Source organism: Epibacterium sp. Ofav1-8 (genome assembly GCF_022348185.1).
Taxonomy (GTDB): domain Bacteria; phylum Pseudomonadota; class Alphaproteobacteria; order Rhodobacterales; family Rhodobacteraceae; genus Epibacterium.
In genome coordinates, this window is record NZ_JAKRFD010000011.1 from 152374 (window position 1) to 171335 (window position 18962).

General features: G+C 55.6%; 17 protein-coding genes. 8 read left to right on the forward strand and 9 right to left on the reverse strand.

Annotated features, from left to right (window positions below):
* Window positions 1-142: 142 nt before the first annotated feature.
* From MHM97_RS17525 to MHM97_RS17540, 4 genes are all read right to left on the reverse strand, one after another.
* Window positions 143-1330, reverse strand: coding sequence for an iron-containing alcohol dehydrogenase (locus MHM97_RS17525; RefSeq protein ID WP_239323823.1), 1188 nt, complete (start codon window positions 1328-1330; stop codon window positions 143-145).
* A gap of 380 nt (window positions 1331-1710) precedes the next feature.
* Window positions 1711-2577, reverse strand: a complete 867-nt coding sequence (locus MHM97_RS17530; RefSeq protein WP_239323826.1) for an alpha/beta fold hydrolase — start codon at window positions 2575-2577, stop codon at window positions 1711-1713.
* A gap of 227 nt (window positions 2578-2804) precedes the next feature.
* On the reverse strand, window positions 2805-3200 hold the full coding sequence (locus tag MHM97_RS17535) for a hypothetical protein (protein ID WP_239323828.1): 396 nt from the start codon (window positions 3198-3200) through the stop codon (window positions 2805-2807).
* Window positions 3201-3311: 111 nt separating this feature from the next.
* On the reverse strand, window positions 3312-4532 hold the full coding sequence (locus tag MHM97_RS17540) for a calcium-binding protein (RefSeq protein WP_239323829.1): 1221 nt from the start codon (window positions 4530-4532) through the stop codon (window positions 3312-3314).
* Between the two features lie 249 nt (window positions 4533-4781).
* Here MHM97_RS17540 and MHM97_RS17545 point away from each other — a divergent pair, with 249 nt between their 5' ends.
* From MHM97_RS17545 to MHM97_RS17575, 7 genes are all read left to right on the forward strand, one after another.
* A complete protein-coding gene (locus tag MHM97_RS17545; protein WP_239323864.1) occupies window positions 4782-5957 on the forward strand; it encodes an IS3 family transposase in 1176 nt (391 codons plus the stop codon).
* Between the two features lie 166 nt (window positions 5958-6123).
* Window positions 6124-6777: a GntR family transcriptional regulator gene (locus MHM97_RS17550; protein WP_239323831.1), complete on the forward strand. Its 654-nt coding sequence runs from the start codon at window positions 6124-6126 to the stop codon at window positions 6775-6777.
* A 180-nt stretch (window positions 6778-6957) separates the two neighbouring features.
* Window positions 6958-7971, forward strand: coding sequence for an amino acid ABC transporter substrate-binding protein (locus MHM97_RS17555; protein ID WP_239323832.1), 1014 nt, complete (start codon window positions 6958-6960; stop codon window positions 7969-7971).
* A 58-nt stretch (window positions 7972-8029) separates the two neighbouring features.
* Window positions 8030-9169, forward strand: coding sequence for an amino acid ABC transporter permease (locus MHM97_RS17560; protein ID WP_239323842.1), 1140 nt, complete (start codon window positions 8030-8032; stop codon window positions 9167-9169).
* A 3-nt stretch (window positions 9170-9172) separates the two neighbouring features.
* A complete protein-coding gene (locus MHM97_RS17565; RefSeq protein WP_239323843.1) occupies window positions 9173-10279 on the forward strand; it encodes an amino acid ABC transporter permease in 1107 nt (368 codons plus the stop codon).
* A gap of 21 nt (window positions 10280-10300) precedes the next feature.
* Window positions 10301-11047: an amino acid ABC transporter ATP-binding protein gene (locus tag MHM97_RS17570; RefSeq protein WP_255729897.1), complete on the forward strand. Its 747-nt coding sequence runs from the start codon at window positions 10301-10303 to the stop codon at window positions 11045-11047.
* Window positions 11048-11259: 212 nt separating this feature from the next.
* Window positions 11260-12177 carry an isoaspartyl peptidase/L-asparaginase family protein gene (locus tag MHM97_RS17575; protein ID WP_239323844.1) on the forward strand — a complete coding sequence of 306 codons (918 nt, stop codon included), beginning with the start codon at window positions 11260-11262 and terminating at the stop codon, window positions 12175-12177.
* 270 nt (window positions 12178-12447) lie between these two features.
* Here the strand turns inward: MHM97_RS17575 and MHM97_RS17580 are convergent, their stop codons facing one another.
* The 4 genes from MHM97_RS17580 to MHM97_RS17595 form a co-directional block, all read right to left on the reverse strand.
* Window positions 12448-13134 (reverse strand): class I SAM-dependent methyltransferase, encoded by a 687-nt coding sequence (locus MHM97_RS17580; RefSeq protein WP_239323845.1) that lies wholly within the window; start codon window positions 13132-13134, stop codon window positions 12448-12450.
* Between the two features lie 146 nt (window positions 13135-13280).
* Window positions 13281-13715, reverse strand: coding sequence for a nuclear transport factor 2 family protein (locus MHM97_RS17585; protein WP_239323846.1), 435 nt, complete (start codon window positions 13713-13715; stop codon window positions 13281-13283).
* 315 nt (window positions 13716-14030) lie between these two features.
* Complete coding sequence (locus MHM97_RS17590; protein ID WP_239323849.1) at window positions 14031-14549, reverse strand: RNA polymerase sigma factor; 519 nt, start codon at window positions 14547-14549, stop codon at window positions 14031-14033.
* 116 nt (window positions 14550-14665) lie between these two features.
* On the reverse strand, window positions 14666-15607 hold the full coding sequence (locus MHM97_RS17595; RefSeq protein ID WP_239323856.1) for a homocysteine S-methyltransferase family protein: 942 nt from the start codon (window positions 15605-15607) through the stop codon (window positions 14666-14668).
* Window positions 15608-15784: 177 nt separating this feature from the next.
* On the opposite strand from MHM97_RS17595, the gene MHM97_RS17600 reads away from it, so the two are divergent.
* Window positions 15785-17395, forward strand: coding sequence for a winged helix-turn-helix domain-containing tetratricopeptide repeat protein (locus MHM97_RS17600; protein ID WP_239323857.1), 1611 nt, complete (start codon window positions 15785-15787; stop codon window positions 17393-17395).
* Here MHM97_RS17600 and MHM97_RS17605 read toward each other — a convergent pair.
* The gene (locus tag MHM97_RS17605) at window positions 17346-18404 is read right to left on the reverse strand and encodes a hypothetical protein (protein ID WP_239323858.1); all 1059 of its coding nucleotides are present in this window, start codon (window positions 18402-18404) and stop codon (window positions 17346-17348) included. The two genes, MHM97_RS17600 and MHM97_RS17605, sit on opposite strands and share 50 nt — an antisense overlap.
* Window positions 18405-18962 lie beyond the last annotated feature (558 nt).

The following is an 18962-nucleotide window of genomic DNA, read 5'->3' on the forward strand; positions in this document are numbered from 1 at the left end:
GATTGGCCTGATTGCCGTTCTATGCCTTTGGGGTGGCTGGCGCAGGTTAGGCCGGCCTTTCGCCAACCTTCGCCACGCCCGTTCAGCCTTAAAACGCAGGGCCCGGTGGTTGGCGAATTGTGCCGCCGGGACCTGCGCGCGTTCAGAACGCGGCGCGCAGAATGTCCAGATACTGCGATTTTATCAGCGGCGGCGGGTTTGTGGTGTTACAGGAATCGATCTCCGCCTTCGCCGCGATGGCCTCAAGGATGCTTTCGTTCAGGCCCATTTCCGACAGCCGCGTGGGCAGCCCGGTGCGCTGTTTCAGATCGGTGAAGAAATCCGGCAGCATATCGGGCGAGGCCAGGCCAAGCGCCTGAGCCATCCGCGAAATTTTCGATCCCAGCGCCTTGCTGTTCTGGCGCAGGACATGCGGCAATAGGATCGCGTTGACCGTCCCGTGATGCACGCCGGTTTCGCCCAAGGGGTGCGCCAGCGCATGGATCGCGCCCAGACCTTTGGGAAAGCTCAAACCGCCTTGCATCGCGGCCATCAGAAGATGCCAGCGCGCCCGCCGGTCGGACCCGTCCTGGACCGCTTCTTCGACAAAGCAGACCGCGCGCTGCAGGCCATCCAGCGCAATCGCTTCGGCCGGCAGGTTGATCCGCGAGGACGAAAAGCTTTCGACGCAATGCGCGATGGTGTCAAAGGCCGTTGCGGCAGTCAGGCGCGGTGGCAGGCTCAGCGTCAGCGCCGGATCACAGATCGCAAGCGCGGGAATCAGATAGGGGCTGCCGATAGGCAGTTTCTGGCCGCCGGCCGTGATAATCACGGTTGTCCGGGCCACTTCGCTGCCGGTTCCCGCCGTTGTCGGAATGGCGATGATGGGCGGGCATGCTTTTGTGATCCGGTCCAGTCCGCCGTTTGCCAGCGCATAGGTCGCCAGCTCTCCGGGGTGCGACGCCAGCAACGCCGCCGCCTTGGCCAGATCCATCGGGGACCCGCCGCCAACCGCGACGATGGCATCGCAATTGTGCGCCAGATACATATCCGCCGCGTCCCGGCAGCTTTGTTCCGTCGGGTTTTCGGGCGTGCCCGAATAGACGACATGACCCTCTGCCATGTCCCGGATGGTGTCGCCGATGGGGCTGTTCAAAAGCGGCGCGTCCGTCACAAAGAGTGGCCGGGAAACCGACAGTAGGTCAAGCTCTTCGGCCAGCTTGTCGGCGGCCCCGAAACCGAACAGCGTCTTGGTCAGATAGGTCAGAAGACTGACCTCGTTCAGGTCCGTGTCCGAGATCTGTTCAATCTGGTTGCGCTTCCATTCGTCAAGTGGAGAAATATCGCTCATGCCTTCGTGTCCCTATTTTTTATTTTCAAGAGCATCTTGATTGGAGCCCTTTGCTGCGAGATGCAGTAACCAGAAATACCCAGCGGTCATTCCAATTATGATCCGGCATGCAAAATCAGGGCCTGACGCGACCCAATGAAGATTCTGATGCGCAGTGCCATTTTTCAACAGACTGCTGCGGATGTTGATAAGCATACCCAAATCCACACGCCCCCTGCGGTATCGTGCGATACAGCGACCTTGGTTATTCCGGTGCCGAATGCCGCGCCCGTTCTGATTGAATTCGTAAGATCCCAATTAAACACCCGACCGATGCGCTTGCGCGAACCAGCCGGCCGATATGATGTGAGTGGTTTTAGTCTTTGATGTTTTGCATAGCGTCACCGGGAAAGCCAGGTGTTCAGCTTATCGAAGAACGCATCGCTTTCTTCGATGAACGGATAATGCCCGGACTCGCCAAATATTGAAAGCTCGGCGTTGGGCATTTCTGCGGCGATCCGTTCGGCGCCGGAGTCCGGCGGGGTGATGCCGTCGTGGCGGCCCGAGATGACCAGCGTTGGGGTTGCGACCGCACCCAATCTGCCCACCGCGTTGAACGTATAGAACAGATCGCCCGAGGCGTTCCAGGCCCGGTGTTCATAATCCGTGCGCGCATCCAGATCGGCGCCAACCTCTTCACTCCATTGATGAAAATACATTCGCAAGACGGTGTTCCAAGTCGAACGCCATTCCGTATCGTCCGCCATGGGCTGCGAAAACAGTTTGTCCAGGGCCGCCAGCTGCACGTCGCTGCCCGAAACGTGCAGTTCGAAATCCAGCGCTGGCGCCGTATCGACCAAGACCAGCCCATCCAGCCGGTCGGCATACCGAATGACGAATTCCTGAGCGATAAACCCCCCGCAGGAATGGCCGATCAGGGTAAAGCGATCATGCCCCAATGCCGTCATCAATTGATCCGCGTCCGAGGCCAGACGTTCAAACGTCATTACCCTATAATCGTCCGGCTTGTCGGATTTGCCATTTCCAAAATGGTCGTAATAAATAACTTGGAAATTTGTGGACAGTTGATCGAAATACGGGCGCAGATAATTATGACTAAGCCCGAATCCACCATGCATAAGCAGAATGGCCGGCCCTTTGCCAACGGTTTCGACATAGATATTCGCGCCGTTGACCTTCACTACCCGCGATGACAATGCACCTTTGACTCCATCTGCCTTTCGATCCGTTTCCGTAGTTACCGTCATATTAGTACTCCCCCTCAGTAGCAATTGTAACGCCTTCTCGAACGAAGCGTAATATACCACCACTACGAGAAATCACACTACAGCCAATGCACCAGAGAACCGTTGTAATTTGACCTAAGAAATAACGGCGTCGTCTTTTGGAGGCAGTCTTTTTTGGACAGTTACTAGATGACCTTGCGCATACGTCATTCGCTGCGGATTTTGCGCGAAACGGCGCGCCGTCGCGGTCAGTTGCCGGCCTGCGTTTGTTCCCGTCGCGCCAGCGCCCAACCCCACAGACCGCAGGACAGAATCCCAATGTTGCCCGCCGGATCCAGCAACATCCAGGCGTTTAAAATCGGCTCGACCAGCCAAAACCAAACGTTGAACACAAAGACCGCAACCGACCCGACAAGGCCAAAGACAAGGAAGGTCATCGGCGTGAACCGTGCGGTTAACAGGAGGGTCCCGTTCAGCACCGCCTGCGCGCCGAAACAGCCCATAATGAACCGGGCCTGCTGCGTCGCCTCGTTGAATTCGGGCTGAAAGGCGAACCGCACTACCATTGCCGGGGCGATGAGGCACCAGCCCCCCAAGACAAGAAAGATAAGAGCCAATCCGGTCTGAAGATGGCGGGATGTCATGTGCTGGTTCTCCTTGGTTTTGCGGCCCACGGTGTGCCCCACCAAAACGGCTGCCTCCACCCGAGCGGGGGTTTGCTCGAGTGGTGCGGTTTTCGCCGACGCCGTGCGGCATCAAAGAATGAAATTGTCCATCGAGAACCAAAACCCACTGTCCAGATAATCGACCAGAACAATCTCATCGTTGCCGACATATATTGTCAGGTCGTTTTCGTTGGTGATGGCGGAGATGTCGTCCCAATCGGGATACTCGGGCCAATAAGACGCGCTCCAATGCTCCGAAAGGTCGATTTTGTCGTTTTCGCGGAAATCTGTAATCCGATCGACACCAGAACCCGTTTTGAACACAAAGACGTCCTTACCCCCGCCGCCGACCAGAAGGTCGTTGCCCGCGCCGCCTTCCATTGTATCATTTCCCACACCCCCGTTGAGCGTGTCATCCCCATAGCCACCAAATAGCTCATCTCGACCGTCACCACCCCTTAGCAAATCTTCACCACCGTATCCCCAGACCTCATCGTCACCCCCATTGGCATTGATGATGTTGTCGACTTCGCTACCTTTCAAGGTGTCATCCTGACCGGAGCCAAACAGGTTCTCGATGGAGTCCAGATAGGTATACATATCGTCGGAATGGGCAAATCCGGTCAGGTTGCGGAGTGAGGCGTAAACGCCGACATAAGAGCCAAGAAAGTCGGCCGTGTCTTGACCATCGCCGCCATCGAAATGGTTCTGTCCATAGATGTCGTAAAGGACATCGTTGCCCGTGCCTCCATAGAGGCTGTCATCCCCACGGCCGCCACCCAAGTTGTCGCGGCCGCTTTCGCCATAAAGTATGTCGTCTCCGTCGCCGGCCCAAATTTGATCATTGCCACCGCCGGCCCAGAACGCGTTATTAGCGCTGTCACCACTGAGAAAATCGTCATAGGCTGAGCCTTGAAGGTTTTCGATGCCGACCAACCGTCCAAGCGTGGGGTTATAGGCACCTTCCTCGCGTTCATATTCCCCGGTTGTAAGGCTCGCGGTGATGCCAAAATCCATGTCCTTAAAGCTGGCAAGATCCACTCCAGACCCGCCGTTCAGGTAGTTGTAGCCGCTGCCGCTGGCCTTGAGGATGTCCGAGCCGGAATCGCCATAAAGCCAGTTGTCGCCCGACCCGCCGGAAATAATGTCGTCACCGGAGCCGCCAAAAACGATGTCATCGCCATCGCCCGCGTGGACCACGTCGTTTCCACCATAGGCGTAAACGATGTCATGCCCCGCGAAGGCAAAGAAAATCTCGGCACCGTTGCTGCCTTTCATGACCTCGGAGGCCGATGATCCAACCTTGTACATGCTCTGTCCTTGTTCGCTTCGAATGAGTGCTATTTGTGTGTTTCAGGACAGAAGACGCGCCAGTGGCAGAATCTATTCCAATCAGATCACGATTTTTCATGTCAGCGCCGACGTACGGTGGATCGACGGCGCGAAATAGATGTGGTCGCGGGATTTCGGACCATGTGTTAAGGTGTAGCGCCTGAGGAAGAACGCGCAGAAATGACCAAACGGAAACGCTATTCGGCGGAGTTCAAGGCGTAGGTTGCTCTGGAAGTCCTCCATGAGGAGCTGACGACGGCAGACCTTGCCACGAAGTATGGCATCCATCCTACTATGAATAGCGGCTGGAGTGAGGAGGAACAGAAAACAGCGTGGGGCGCTGTTTTCCCGACGAACACCGGGATCGAGAACATGGTACAGGCCTTCAGAGGTCAGTCGATCGCCGAGCCGACGATATCGACGGCAGCTGTCGAAAAGTTTCACGCCAAACTCGGGCAGCTGGTCGTGAAGCGGGATGCTCCGCAGTGCTTACGCGGCTCCATTGGGGTCACGGGCGCTGCTACGATATCGGAAACCTCCGATCTCGTCCTCGGCACTGGAGGTAAAAAAGCGGTAAAGAAAGATCATCCTGATCTCAGTGTCCGGCGGCAATGCGGTTTCCTGTCACTGGCGCGCTCGTCTCTCTACAATCAGCCGCGCGGGGAAAGCGCCGAGAACCTGAAGCTCATAGAAATCATCGACCGGCAGTTCCTGGAGACACCGTCGTATGGGTCCCGACAAATGGCCCGCCACATGCAGCGGGAGGGCCACAGATGTGGGCGACATCGTGTGCGGCGGCTGATGAAGCTCATGCGTTTGGTGCCGATTTACCAAGAGCCGAAGACCAGTAGGAAGCACCCGGAGCACAAGATATATCCACATCTTCTGAAGGACTTGCCCATCACCCGGCCCAACCAGGTCTGGTGCGCGGACATCAGCTACATCCCTATGCGCCGGGGATTTCTTTCCCTCGTTGCCATCATGGACTGGCACAGCCGGAAGGTGCTGAGCTGGCGGCTCTCGAACAGCATGGACGCGGGGGGCTGCGTCGAGGCGTTGAAAGAAGCGCTGGCAGCATACGGCACCCCTGAGATATTCGACACCGATCAAGGCTCCCAATTCACCAGCACCGATTTCACCGACGTCCTACGCGATGCGACGGTGAAAATCTCGATGGATGGCCGGGGACGCTGGATCGACAAACGCATGATCGAACGGCTCTGGCTATCCCTCAAATATGAATGCGTCTACTTGAACGCCTTCGAAACCGGTTCCGAAGCCCGGGACGGAATCGGTGGCTGGATCAGCTACTACAACGAAAGACGCCCGCACTCATCACATGGGATCATGACGCCGGACGAGGCCTATGGTAGACGAGCTCCGGACCTGAAGGTTGCCGCCTGAAATGAAACCAAAGTTATAGCTTAGCACCGCGGCAAACTGGTCGAATTTCCAGGACCACCTCTGTCGTACGCATACATTCAGCGCCTATCCGGATCGATTTAGTATACGTTTTCGTCGGATTCGTTCTATTGTTAGGGCTCGACATCTCACCGTAAGCGGGATCAATATGACGTTAGAGAAGAAGAAAAGCCAAGCCGATCAAACCACCGAGCGTCTGCGGGAGCTTGTGCTAAGTAATGATTATGTACCCGGTCAAGCGCTGCGGCAGACAGAGCTAGCCGAGCTTCTGGGGGTTAGTCGCACACCAGTTCGTGAAGCGCTGAAAGAACTGGCCACTGAAGGTTTGGTGGAAATCTCGCCAACAGGACGCACTGTTGTAGCTAGCATCGACCCGGCGATGATCAAAGAGTACTATGAAGTCCGCTGTCAGCTTGAGATCTGGATGCTGAAGCTGGCGATACCGGTGCTTACTGCAGAACAACTGGATCAAGCGTTTGAAATAAATGAAAAGATGGCGAATTGTAATGAGGCGGAATGGAGTCAACTTAACTTTGAGTTTCATCGTGCCCTCAGCAGTCCTGCAAACAAGCCACATACTCTTTTGTTGATCGAAGAGTTGAACGCTAGCTACACCGAGCGGCTTCTTTCCTTGACGAAATCGCTGCGGGATCATGACAGGTCACTACGCGACCACCGCGACATTATTGAGGCTTGTCACAAGGGTGATGTGCAGGGTGCTTGCGACCGGATGGAAAGCCACATCCTACTGAACTCGCATGCGCTGATTGAACGCCTGGTGGCGGTACAGGCGAACACGTAGCGTGAGCCGCCTATTTGCAGACAGCCAGCAGTCCGGATGAGACCGTCCGATCTCGTAAAAAACGTTAATATTCAGATTGTTGAGGGATCCTTCCCCATGTCTCCGACTGATCGTCAAAATTATTGTATACAAAACTAGATTTTGCGACTACTTATTGGACGCACAATGAGGGAGATTGGCATGATTGCTCGTACATTTTTAGCTGCCTTTGCTTCGGCAGCAATTTTTACCAGCCCGGCGCTTGCAGACAAACTGGATGAAGTGAAGGAGCGTGGCGTTTTGAAATGCGGTATCCATCCGGGCAAGGCTGGTTTCGCCACTCCGGACGCTAACGGCGTGTGGCAAGGCTTTGACATTGATTACTGCCGTGCGTTGGCAGCGGCTGTGCTCGGTGATCCGGACAAGGTCGAATACTCGACTATGAGCTCCAAGAACCGTCTGACGGCTCTAGTCTCGGACGAAATCGACGTTCTGTCGCGCACCACAACCTTTACAGCGACCCGCGACATGCGCAACGGCGTCGATACCACCACCCCCTGGTTCTATGATGGCCAGGGTTTCCTGGTGAAGAAAGCCCTGGGCGTCACCAGCACCGCAGAGCTGGATGGCGCGGTGATCTGCACCTATCCCGGCACCACCAGCGAGCGCAACGTCAACGACTATTTCGAAACCAACGGCATGAGCTACAAGGCGTTGATTATCGAAAGCACAGCCGAAGCAAAGGCGGCCTATCTGGCGGACCGTTGCGACGTGATCACCAACGACCGCTCGGCATTGGCTGCCAACCGCGTCGGCATGCCGAACCCGGACGACCATGTCCTGATGCCGGAAACCATCTCCAAGGAACCGCTTGGCCCCTACGTCAAGGCAGGCGAAGGCCGCTGGCGCGAAGTGGCGACCTGGACCGCAATGGCGCTGATCTCGGCAGAGGAGCTGGGTGTGACCCAGTCGAATACCGCCGAACTGGCCAAAACCGGAGGTCCCGCCATCAAGCGTCTGTTGGGGTCAGAAGGCAGCATTGGAGAAGGCTTGGGACTGGAAGCCGGTTGGGCCCGCGCCGCGATTGAAGCGGTTGGCAACTACGGCGAGCTGTTCGACCGTCACCTGGGCGACGCAACCCCGCTGGCTTTTGAACGCGGCCTGAATGCGCAATGGAGCGACGGCGGCCTACTCTACGCTTACCCGATCCGTTGATCCTGCTGGCGAAGCGGCAGTTGCCGCTTCGCCGTTTCTCAGCCGAAGGGCCCATAAGATGCAAAAGCTCTGGAACAACAGACAATTGCGCAACCTCCTGCTTCAGGGCATGGCGCTTGCCGGTCTGCTGGCGATACTTGGAACCGCCGGTTTCAACGCGGCGCGTAACCTGCAAAGCTCTGGCGTGACCAGCGGTTTTGGCTTCCTTACCGAACGCGCCGGGTATGACATCAGTTTTTCGCTGATCGACTACTCCCCCAAAAGCGCAAGCCATGCCTATGCCTGGTGGGTCGGCACATTGAACACCGTGTTCTTTGCGGTTGTGACCATCGTGACTGCCACTCTGATGGGGCTCGCGCTGGCAATGGCGCGGCTGTCCCCGAACTGGCTATTATCAACAACCGCGCGCGTGGTGCTGGAGTACCTGCGTAACGTGCCGGTCCTGGTGCATATCTTCGTCTGGTACGGGCTCTTTTTGGCGCTGCCTGCCGCGCGTCAGGCCATACCGTTGTTTGATATGGGGTTTGTCTCGAACCGGGGAATCTTCCTGCCGACGTTTGACTGGCAATATAATTCAGCGGCATTGTTTCTGTTCCTAATCTGCTGTGTCGGCGGCGTCGCCGCAGTTTGGCTGCGCCTGCGTCACCTGTCCCGGCCTCTGCGTGCGTTGGCAGCGCTGACGGCGGTGGCGGCAATCACTGTGTTCGCGACACTGATTTCCGGCGTGCCTGCCCAGATCGACTATCCCGTGAAAAAAGGGTTTGGGTTTGATGGCGGTATGACGCTGTCGCCCGAGATTATGACGATGTGGGCCGCGGTGACCGTCTATTTCTCGACCCATTGCGCCGAGGTGATCCGCGGGGCGGTCATGGGCGTCCACAAGGGACAGGCAGAGGCCGCTCAGGCGCTCGGCGCCTCTCGCAAGCTGGTGATGCTCGAGGTGGTGATCCCGCAGGCGTTGCGTGCCATCGTGCCGCCGATGACCTCAAACTATATCAATATTCTCAAGGCGGCGTCCTTGGGGACCGCGATTGGCTTCCTCGATGTCATGGGCACCACCGGCGGCAGTACGTTGAATATCACCGGCCAAGCGATCGAATGTATCGCCATTGTGATGCTCACCTACATGGTCCTAAACTTGGCTTTGTCCTGGGTTATGGGGCGCGTCAACAAAGCTGTGCAAATCAAGGAAAGATGAGCGATGTCCACGGATAACCTCTTCGGCGCGCCTGTTACTGCGCGCAGCCAGCCCAAGGCCCCGCTCTCGCTGAAGCGAGCGGTTAAATGGGCGCAACGCAACCTGTTTCAGACTATCCCAAGCACCCTGGTCACGATCCTGATCACCGCAATCCTGCTCTGGCAGGTGCCCGCGGCGCTGGACTGGATGCTGTTTTCGGCGGTCTTTACCGGCGAAGGCCGGGCAGATTGCGTCCCGCACGCGGCCTGCTGGATTCCGATCGTCGATTTCTACAACGTCTTTGTCTATGGCCCCTACCCCGCCCCGGAGCACTGGCGGGTGAATGCCGCCTTCCTTCTGGGCGTTCTGGCCTTTCCGCTCCTGTTCTCGCGCCGCATGCCGCGCAAATTCATTCTGGCCTATATCGCCCTCCTGCCGGTGGCGTTGTGGCTCCTACTCAAGGGCGGCGGCATTCTCGAAGCAATGCCCTCAACCGTCTTTGGCGGTCTGATGCTGACCTTCTTCCTGGGCGCGATTGCAATGTGCCTGTCCCTGCCGGTGTCGATCCTGCTGGCCTTGGGGCGGCAGTCGAAATTGCGGGTGATCCGCTGGATCTGCGTCGGCTATATCGAATTTGTGCGCGCAGTCCCGCTTCTTACCTTCCTGTTCATGGCCTCGCTGATGTTGCAGATCTTCCTGCCCGGCGGCATGGAGATCGACCGTCTGCTGCGGGTTCTGGCGGTGATGATCTTTGTTTCGGCAGCCTATAAGGCCGAAATCCTGCGGGGTGCGATCCAGGCGCTGCCAGGCGGTCAAGTCGAAGCCTCCTATGCGATGGGCTGCGGCTATTGGAAAACCGTGATCTACATCGTCATGCCGCAGGCCCTGCGCAATTCGGTGCCGGCACTGATCAACAACTTCATTGGCCTGTTCAAGGAAACCACGCTGGTGATGATCGTCGGTCTGCTGGAACTGGTCGGCACCATGCGGGCGGTTTTCCAGGACGCAGAATGGATCGGCCTGCATGTCGAAGGCCTGCTGATGGTCTCGCTGTTCTTCTTCATCATCTGTTTCTCGATCGCTCAATACGGCGCCCATCTCGAGCGCGGCATCGAAGCCTCCCGTCGTTGACCCCTTGCAAGGAAATCCCAAATGACCACGCAATCCCCGATCATTTCTTTGAAAGACGTCAACAAATGGTATGGCGACTACCATGCGCTGCGCGATGTCTCGCTTGATGTCATACCGGGTCAGAAACTTGTGATCTGCGGCCCTTCGGGCTCCGGCAAGTCAACGCTGATCCGCTGCATCAACAACCTGGAACAGCATAACGGCGGACAGATCCTCGTGGATGGTGTCGAACTGGCCGAAGACCTGAAAGACATCGAGGCCATTCGCCAGACCGTCGGCATGGTGTTCCAGTCGTTCAACCTGTTCCCGCATATGACGGTGCTGGACAATTGCACCTTTGGCCTGCGCCGGGTGCTCGGGGTCGGTCGTGCAGAAGCCGAGAACAAGGCCCTGCACCTGCTGTCGCGGGTTCAGATCTCCGAACAGGCCCGGAAATTCCCCGGCCAGCTGTCCGGCGGCCAGCAACAGCGCGTGGCCATTGCCCGCGCGTTGACAATGGACCCAAAGGTCATGCTGTTTGACGAACCCACCTCGGCGCTGGACCCCGAGATGATCTCAGAAGTGCTGGAGGTGATGATCGAACTGGCGCGTGATGGCATGACCATGATCTGCGTCACCCATGAGATGGGGTTCGCCCGCGAGGTTGCTGATCAGGTCGTCTTCATGGAGGAAGGCAGCGTCATCGAGGCAAATGATCCGAACAGCTTCTTTGAACACCCGGCGACGGAGCGCGCCAAGCGTTTCCTGAACCAGATCTTGCAACACTAAGCGGGGATTGGTTGCAGGCGCGCCTGCGCTGCCTCGCTCCGCAAAAATCACGTCGCTCTGAACAACAAAACCAACCCTCGCCCGCAGGAGCACATCTCTTGCGGGGTGCCTCTCCCTTCGCAGGCAGGCAGAAAGACTGGCCAAGCACCGGTCCTTGAATGCCGACTGCCCTGGCGAAGGACCGCAATGACAGCTGAAACTGGAGCAATCTGATGTACGCACTCGCCATTCATGGTGGGGCCGGTGTGCCGCCCAAGGACAAAATGACCGCAGAAGAACAAGCCGCCCTGCTGGCGGCTCTGGCCAGGTGCCTTGAGGTCGGCGAAACCATTCTTCGCGACGGCGGGACGGCTCTGGACGCCGCGACACGGGCCGTTTGCGAATTAGAAGATGAACCGCTGTTCAACGCGGGCCGCGGTGCGGTATTCAACGCCAACGGCGAACACGAAATGGATGCCGCGGTGATGCAGGGTCAGGACCGTCGCGCCGGTGCCGTCGCCGGCATCTTTGGTCCGCGCAATCCCGTACAGGTCGCCCGCGCCGTTTTGGAGCAGACCGATCAGGTCTTTCTGATCGGGCCAAATGCGCTCGACGTGGCGCGATCTGCGGGCGTACCCTTTGAAGGTAAGGATTACTTTTTCACCCAGAAACGCTGGGACATGCTGCAAGAGACTATGAAACTGCGCAAAGTCGGGCAGGAAAGCGATGATCCCGCGCGACGTCACGGAACAGTGGGCGCTGTTGCGCTGGATCTGTACGGCAACCTTTCCGCTGCGACCTCGACCGGAGGCATGACCGCCAAAGCTCCGGGCCGCGTTGGCGATACGCCCTGCATTGGTGCAGGCACCTTCGCTGATAATGAAACCTGCGCGGTATCGGCAACCGGATACGGTGAAATATTCTTGCAGCGCACCGCGGCCTATGAAATCGCCGCGCGCATGAAATACGCCAAACAGGATCTCATCCCTGCGGCGACCTACGTTGTGCAGAAAGATCTGGCACCGCGCGGTGGCAGCGGCGGTGTCATCGCAGTTGACCGTTTGGGCAACATCGCGACGCCATTCAACTGTAACGGAATGTATCGTGCCACCGTGCGCGAAGGTGGAATACCGAGCGTTGCGGTGTATTGAACTCAAACTATACGAGTCGCCTTGCCCCCATGATCCCGGCCCAAAAAATTATCTGATGATGCTACTAATTTGGTCGTCGTGCCCATCCTTGTCTAGACTGGCATCCTCTCCGTCCCAATGTGCTGATCATTCTAGGCGAAGATCTTTTTGAAGACTATTAACGTTTCTCTGACCAGCGCTTAGCAGATCTCTTAATTAGTCAGGCCAGCGGGACGCTGTTCTCCATGGTGGAATGAGTTCTGTTACCAGTCAACCGGATTCAGTGGCCTGTTAGGTGTTTTTACCAACCCAACAGCGATACCACAGCGTTCGAAATACTACTTGGGGATTAAAAATTTCGGATTGAGCAAAAAGCTCATATGTCCTTTCTTCCGATATCAACGGTAAATTCTTTATTGAACTCAGCTCCAAAGAGACTATCTCGTCTGGAATACCAAGGGCATCAGAAGTCGCCTCAAAATACGAAACCAATCTCTCGAGCTCTCGAGCCTCTTCGAGGCACGCGTCAGCGTGAATCAAAACGCCGCTTTTTGCCAAGTGTTTTTTGATCGATCTCAAGTATTCTAGCTTTTCGCAATCATCCGGCAGGTGGTGCATGACAAAAAGAGACGTTATGATGTCAAAAGTTTCTCCATGAGGCAAAATGTCCATTGTTCCATTGATGAGCTTTATATTGGAATCGGATCCGGTAACAGCGCGTGCTAAATTTAAGTTTTCAGCCGATGGGTCGATAGCAGTGACCTGTCCCAAAGCGCCACTTCTTTTTATCACTTCAATTTCTCTGCCACCGCCAGCTCCGATGATCAAAATACTCGGCGTGTCGTTGTTGGAGCCATGGATTAGTGTTGGGATGATTGTGTAAATATTATCCAAACCGGGTATGGCTCTCTTCAATTGCCTATAACTTTCTAACCTTCCCAAGGCTCGACCTTTCACATTACGCCCAGTGCCAGACAAAGCATCTCTCCTTGTTAGGTATCATTTTTTAGCTGATTTGGCTTTGACATAGGAGGCACTTTAAATTCTTTGTAGTACATTCTACGCAAAGCAAGGAGTTTAATGATCTGTTCGACATAAGATAAGGTAACGCTGCTGCTCCAACGCTAATTGTGCCAAGTGAGGCGATCACCCGTCATGCACGCTGCAAGAGCGTCTTTTGGAAGCTGCCCCGTGCCTTCAAAAAAGGAAAAATAGTCTAAATGGCTGATGACTTCCGATATTTTAGACCCATTGAAGCGTACAAAAAAATGATCAACAGCAACAAACTCATCACCTCCATCAATTGGCATTATGTGCATCTTCACTCTTGACGCAAGCCAATTTTCCTCCTCTATGCTCATATCAGTTTCAGCCCTGAAGCTTCGAACGAGGCTCCTGAAATTAGCAACAAACTCAATTATCTCTCGTGGCTCTAATGACTCCCGTGTCATTGCTCCACGAATTGTAGCGCCCTTGCAAAAAAGCGTCTCAAAACTTTCAAATTCACCCGAACCCCACACAGAATTCAACCAATAAGTTAAAATTTCCGACTTATTCATGGTCTTCCTATCACGATTGGACTTAGGTAGCGTCTGACGCCATTCAAGCGACGCTTTATCTGGCGTGATGTTCGACAGAAACCAGCTGCTGTACAAGAATATTCTGCCTGGACGGTGCCTGCGATCCGGTGAGCTGATGAAGCAGGGCGGACGAGACCCTAATGCCACTATTTGTGGCTCGGCTGCGAGTTTTTCATCGCGGCAGCAAGGCGCCCCATGAGACATGACTCTCGCAGCAAACCACATCCAGAGAAACATCATAAACAACGTGCTCACAACGGCGAAAATCAGCGAGTTACTTGGAGAGTGCGGGTTTCATTCGTCTACCTTAGACGAACTTCCCGTTTGAGGGTCGATTTGATGGACAAGTTGCGACCGTGCACGGCTGATCCGGCTCATCACAGTGCCTACTGGCACATTCAAAAGTTCGGCCGCGTCTTTGTACGAATGCCCCTCGACCGTCACGAGGAGCAGCGTTGTAGACAAATGCGACGGGAGTGACATGATAGCCGCGTACACATCTGACGCCATTGCGTGGTTTTCGCCCGTCGTGCGGGTCATCAACTCCGTTGCATCCTCGGCTGCAATATTTCCCTGACCGGTGCGCACCTTCCTTTTGCGGATTTCTGATATCCAGGCGTTATGCAAGATACGGAACAACCAGCCGGCGAGTGGTTGTTCGTTGTTCCGTTGATCTGCATAGGACAGCGCTCGAAGGCAGGCATCCTGAACGAGCTCATCGGCATCAGCATGATTTCTCGTCAACGACAGCGCATATCTCCGAAGCCTCGGCAACAAACTAATCAGCTCTGCTTTGAGAGTGTCGATGCTCATGATTTTGACCTCAAAGGGCTGCGTTGCCATTACTGCAACGGTGGGACTATGAGTCAGCCACGCTGGCTAATTGCGTGTACTGACTCTGAGTTGATTTGCGCGCTGTGAATCGATTGTTAGACAGAGTCGAGTGCCGCGCAGATTTCCCTTATGTGGCGGTGATCGGTACCGCAGCAGCCGCCTACCACATTCAAATTCGGCAGTAGTTCAGCCACGCGGCGATATAGTTGACCCAACTCTTGAGGGTTCCCATCGTCCAGTTCTTCCGCCCTATCTAGCTCAGCATGTGACAAACGGGACGCATTCGCGCGCAAACCTCCGACACGTTTCAACCAGTCGCTACCGTCTGAAATCACATCGAGGAAGTGATCGGGGTGGGCGCAATTAATCATATAATACGCCGCCGCCCCGCTGGTGGCCCGGTCTACCGCATTGACGGCCTGGGCCAACCCTTCGCCTGATGGCAGGCGACCATCGGTTTCGACGGTGAAGGACACGACCGAGGGAATATTCACCGCCTGAGCTGCCTTAACGATGCCGATACCCTCGGATATGGAGGTGATGGTCATGCCCGACACCATATCAGCGCCAAGTTCGCTAAACCATTGAACCTGTTCAGAGTAATATACCTGCGCCTCCTCTATCGACAGTTCTGATTCTGGGGCGTAGCCGTCTCCATGGGGGCCAACCAATCCATTGATCACAAACGGGCTTTGTGGTGTTTCGTACTGTTCTCGTAGCTTGATGAAACTTGCGATGGCTTCGCGGTGGATTTCCTTCAGCTCGGCCGCCGAAAGACCCAGTTCGCCCCCCCATTTTGTGCTTGCGCGCCACGTTGGCGTATCCATGATAAAACCACGGCCGGTTTCGACAGCAATGTTGGCCATCTGGTCGAAGTAGCGCGTAACGGCCTCGATCCCGGCCTCGGTCTCTAGCGCCTTAAAGGCGGCGAACAAGGGAAGGTCTATTCCTTCCTTAAACACCAGAACGGTTTCCAGCCCTCCATCGGTCATCATTTTTTGGCCACGCAGCTGCGGCAACGCGTGTCTATACTTCATTCTAAGTCCCTCTTAAGCGCCGAGCCCGAGGTGCGGGCTGTGTGTTGAGAAGGTTATAAAGAGTGCCAGACTGTGGGTCTGAATGAATTCCTGAGAATTTCCTGAGTTTTCTGGAGCATTCACGAGGGATTTCACCTATATGTACTCCAACGCGGTCTTTGCAGGTGCTCAGGATCTATGATCATCAAATTCAACAATTGCGTATTCGATCCGAACCTCGCCCGGATACAGCGTGATGACGTGAGCCATCCCTTGACGCCTCAGACAATGCGCATACTGAAGGCCTTGATCGGAAATCGGCACAGGGTTTTGACGAAAGATGAACTGGTCAGACTGGTGTGGGGCGATCGAATTGTTTCGGATGCCAGCCTATCTACAGCTATCAAAGAAGCGCGGCTTGCAGTCGGCGACTCCGGTCGCGAGCAGCATACGATCAAGACGCTTCATGGTCACGGATTTCGCTTTGTGGCCGACGTACTTCCCGACGACGGAGCAGAGGACCTGCTCCAAACACCAGCGGCTATGGTCGAAGCGCACCGCAACAATCGCCCCACCATCGCGGTGTTTCCCTTTCAGATGCTGGGTTCGGATGCCGCCGACGCCTTCGTCGCTGACGGGCTGACGGAACAAATTATCGTTAACCTATCTCATTTTCGAGAATTGTTCGTATTTTCCCGTCGCACGACAACTCAGATGGCCGAAAGCGGGTTGCAACCGGACGCGTTGTTGCGTGAATTCGGTGTTGGTTATATTGTCGAAGGGAGCATACGTAAGTCTTCGCCGCGCATCCGTGCCACTGTGCAGGTTAGTGTCACCGATACTGGTGAAATCCTGTTAACAGATCAATTTGATCGCGATGACAATGTCGCTGATCTTATTGACATTCAGGATGAGATCGCGGGGCTTATCGTGGGGCGCGTGGCCAGCCGTTATGGGGCCATCGCCGACCACATAGACCGCAACAATACCCGCCGAGGTGAGCTAGGCACTTGGGAGATTTGTGAGCTGGTCGCGCGGTTCCATGAATTCTACTGTACCTACTCGCCCGAGCTTCACGCCATGCTGCGTGACGCCTTTCCGAAAGCCCTTGAGCGTGATCCTGGGGCATCGCTTGGTTGGGCATGCTATGCGACAGTGTTATTGGAAGAGCACCGATTTCACCTTAACAAAAGGCTCGGCGTCGATGCATTGAGTGAAGCGTACACTGCAGCACGCAACGCGGTTAGGGCCGATCCCGAAGATGCATTTGCCCAAACCGCCTTGGCCACAATACGGTTCTACAAAGGCGATGAAGCCGGTTTTCGTGATGCTGCCGAAAGAGCGCTAAGCCTGAATGATGGTCATGCCGACGTTCTGGCCGAATTGGGCCATTGCTTTGCTTTCTTGGGAGAGGAGAGCCGTGCAATTGCCTTACTAGACCGAGCCATTGCTTTGAGTCCCAATCACCCAGGTTGGTATCATTTTGCGCACTGCTGGCGTATGGCCCGGGCTCATGATTTTGAAAGCGCGCTGATTGAGATTAGCCGTTTTCCCACGCCGGGCTTTTTCTGGTTTCACGCCCATCTTGCTTGGTTTTACGTGGAACTGGGTGATATGGAGCAGGCGCGGTTAGAGATTACGATTATGCGCGATATTTATCCCGACTTTGAAACACAAGCCTACTCCGAGCTTGATCTGCCCTGCTACGCGGAACTGAGAGATCGAGCTATCGCTGCTTGGAGACAAGCGGGACTTGAGATCAGACAACCTCGTGAGGTGGCGAACGCAGCACAGCCGGAGCAGCCATGATTCCAGATGCGGCGACGACAACTGCCAGTCCCGGGAAGTCACCCCAGACCACGGCCAGTGCTCCCAAGGCACCGCCAAGCGCGAAACCAGAAAGATAAACGACCAGGCGTGGCCCGGCTTGATCGGCCCGCCCTGTGCCCAAGTAAAGCGGGAAAAACATAAACAGGAAGAAACCGTTGGCACAGATGGAGATGCCCACCGTTAACGGGGTTGTGGCGAGATAGGTGATGCCACCGCTGAAAGCAGTAGCAAGAAGGCTCAAAAGCATCATGCGTCGATGAATTGACGAGCGCAAGCGCGAGGCTAATGCAGCTCCCATAGCCGACGTCATAAGACCCGCGAGTAGCCAGTCGCCTATACTGCCGAGTCCAATATACTCTGCGTAGGCTTCAAGAAAGGCCCAATAAGCACCCATCCCTAGAAAGAATACCAGAAAGCTAGCGTGCTGCCAGGGCCTTTCCAAAGCGTACCTGACTTCGGTGTGGGCGTGCAATCCACGACCCCTCGCCATTGCCAAGCATAGCGGGACAATGCTGAGGCCAGCAATGAACGACAGCATCCCGCCGCCTTGAATAGAATCCGCCAGCAGAACGACTGCAGACGCCAGTACGCCAACCGATACACCTTCCGCCACCAGTCGCGGTGGATCATGAGTTTGAAGCATTATGACCAACGTTTTTCGCAGCAAGAGGCCAAGTACTATTCCGAACCCACCGCCCGCCACCACAAGTGTATGTTGAGACATGTTATCGACGACGACGGCCAGCACAGTCAGTCCGATCAGGGCCAGTGCAGCCGCAATTGCAGCCAAACTGCGTGCTAGTATGACCTTCCCCACAGCACATCCCGCCGCCGTTGCGAGTAGGATAACTGTGGCAAGGATCCCCGGTAGGGTTTCATCAGCCGTTGCTTTGTCACCTAGGCGCACCAGCCAGATCGGCATCGTATTGATAAGCACACCGCCATATGCCAGCGTAGCGGATGCAGAAAGGTTGGTCTTTGTTCGCATCTTCAGATCAGTCAGCTTTGAGGCGTCACGGATTTAATCAGCAAGACTGCGCAGACCCAAGGAATATGGAACTAGGGTAAGCTGCGATGTCGCGCCGACCAAGGTCTGGGAATGAGCATAGGCACTTGCGAGTGATAGGATTGATAGCTCGTCCAAAATCTAGCTACAAGCGCTCGTTCCTCGAAACGTAGCCCGATCAACATATATACCGTCTTTAGGCCAGCAAAGTGCAAGTACCCCGCCGTCATAACCGGCGCAGCAAAGAAGAACATCAGTAAAAAACCAAATTGCAATGGGTGGCGCACAACGTGATAAAGCAACGGTGTGCGGAATTCATCTTACGGGTTCGACTCACCCCGCAATCTGTTCAACGGTTCCGCAATACCCACGAACTCGAGCTGACCCAACAGAAAAGTGGACAGCAGGGCGATTGAACCGCCCCTTGTTTGCCGGAGACCCAGAAGTAAGGATACTGGGTCATGGGAAAGACGAAGAACGGAAGACGTTATCGAGAAGAACTGCGCGCGAGAGCGGTGCGGCTGGTTTTGGATCACGAGA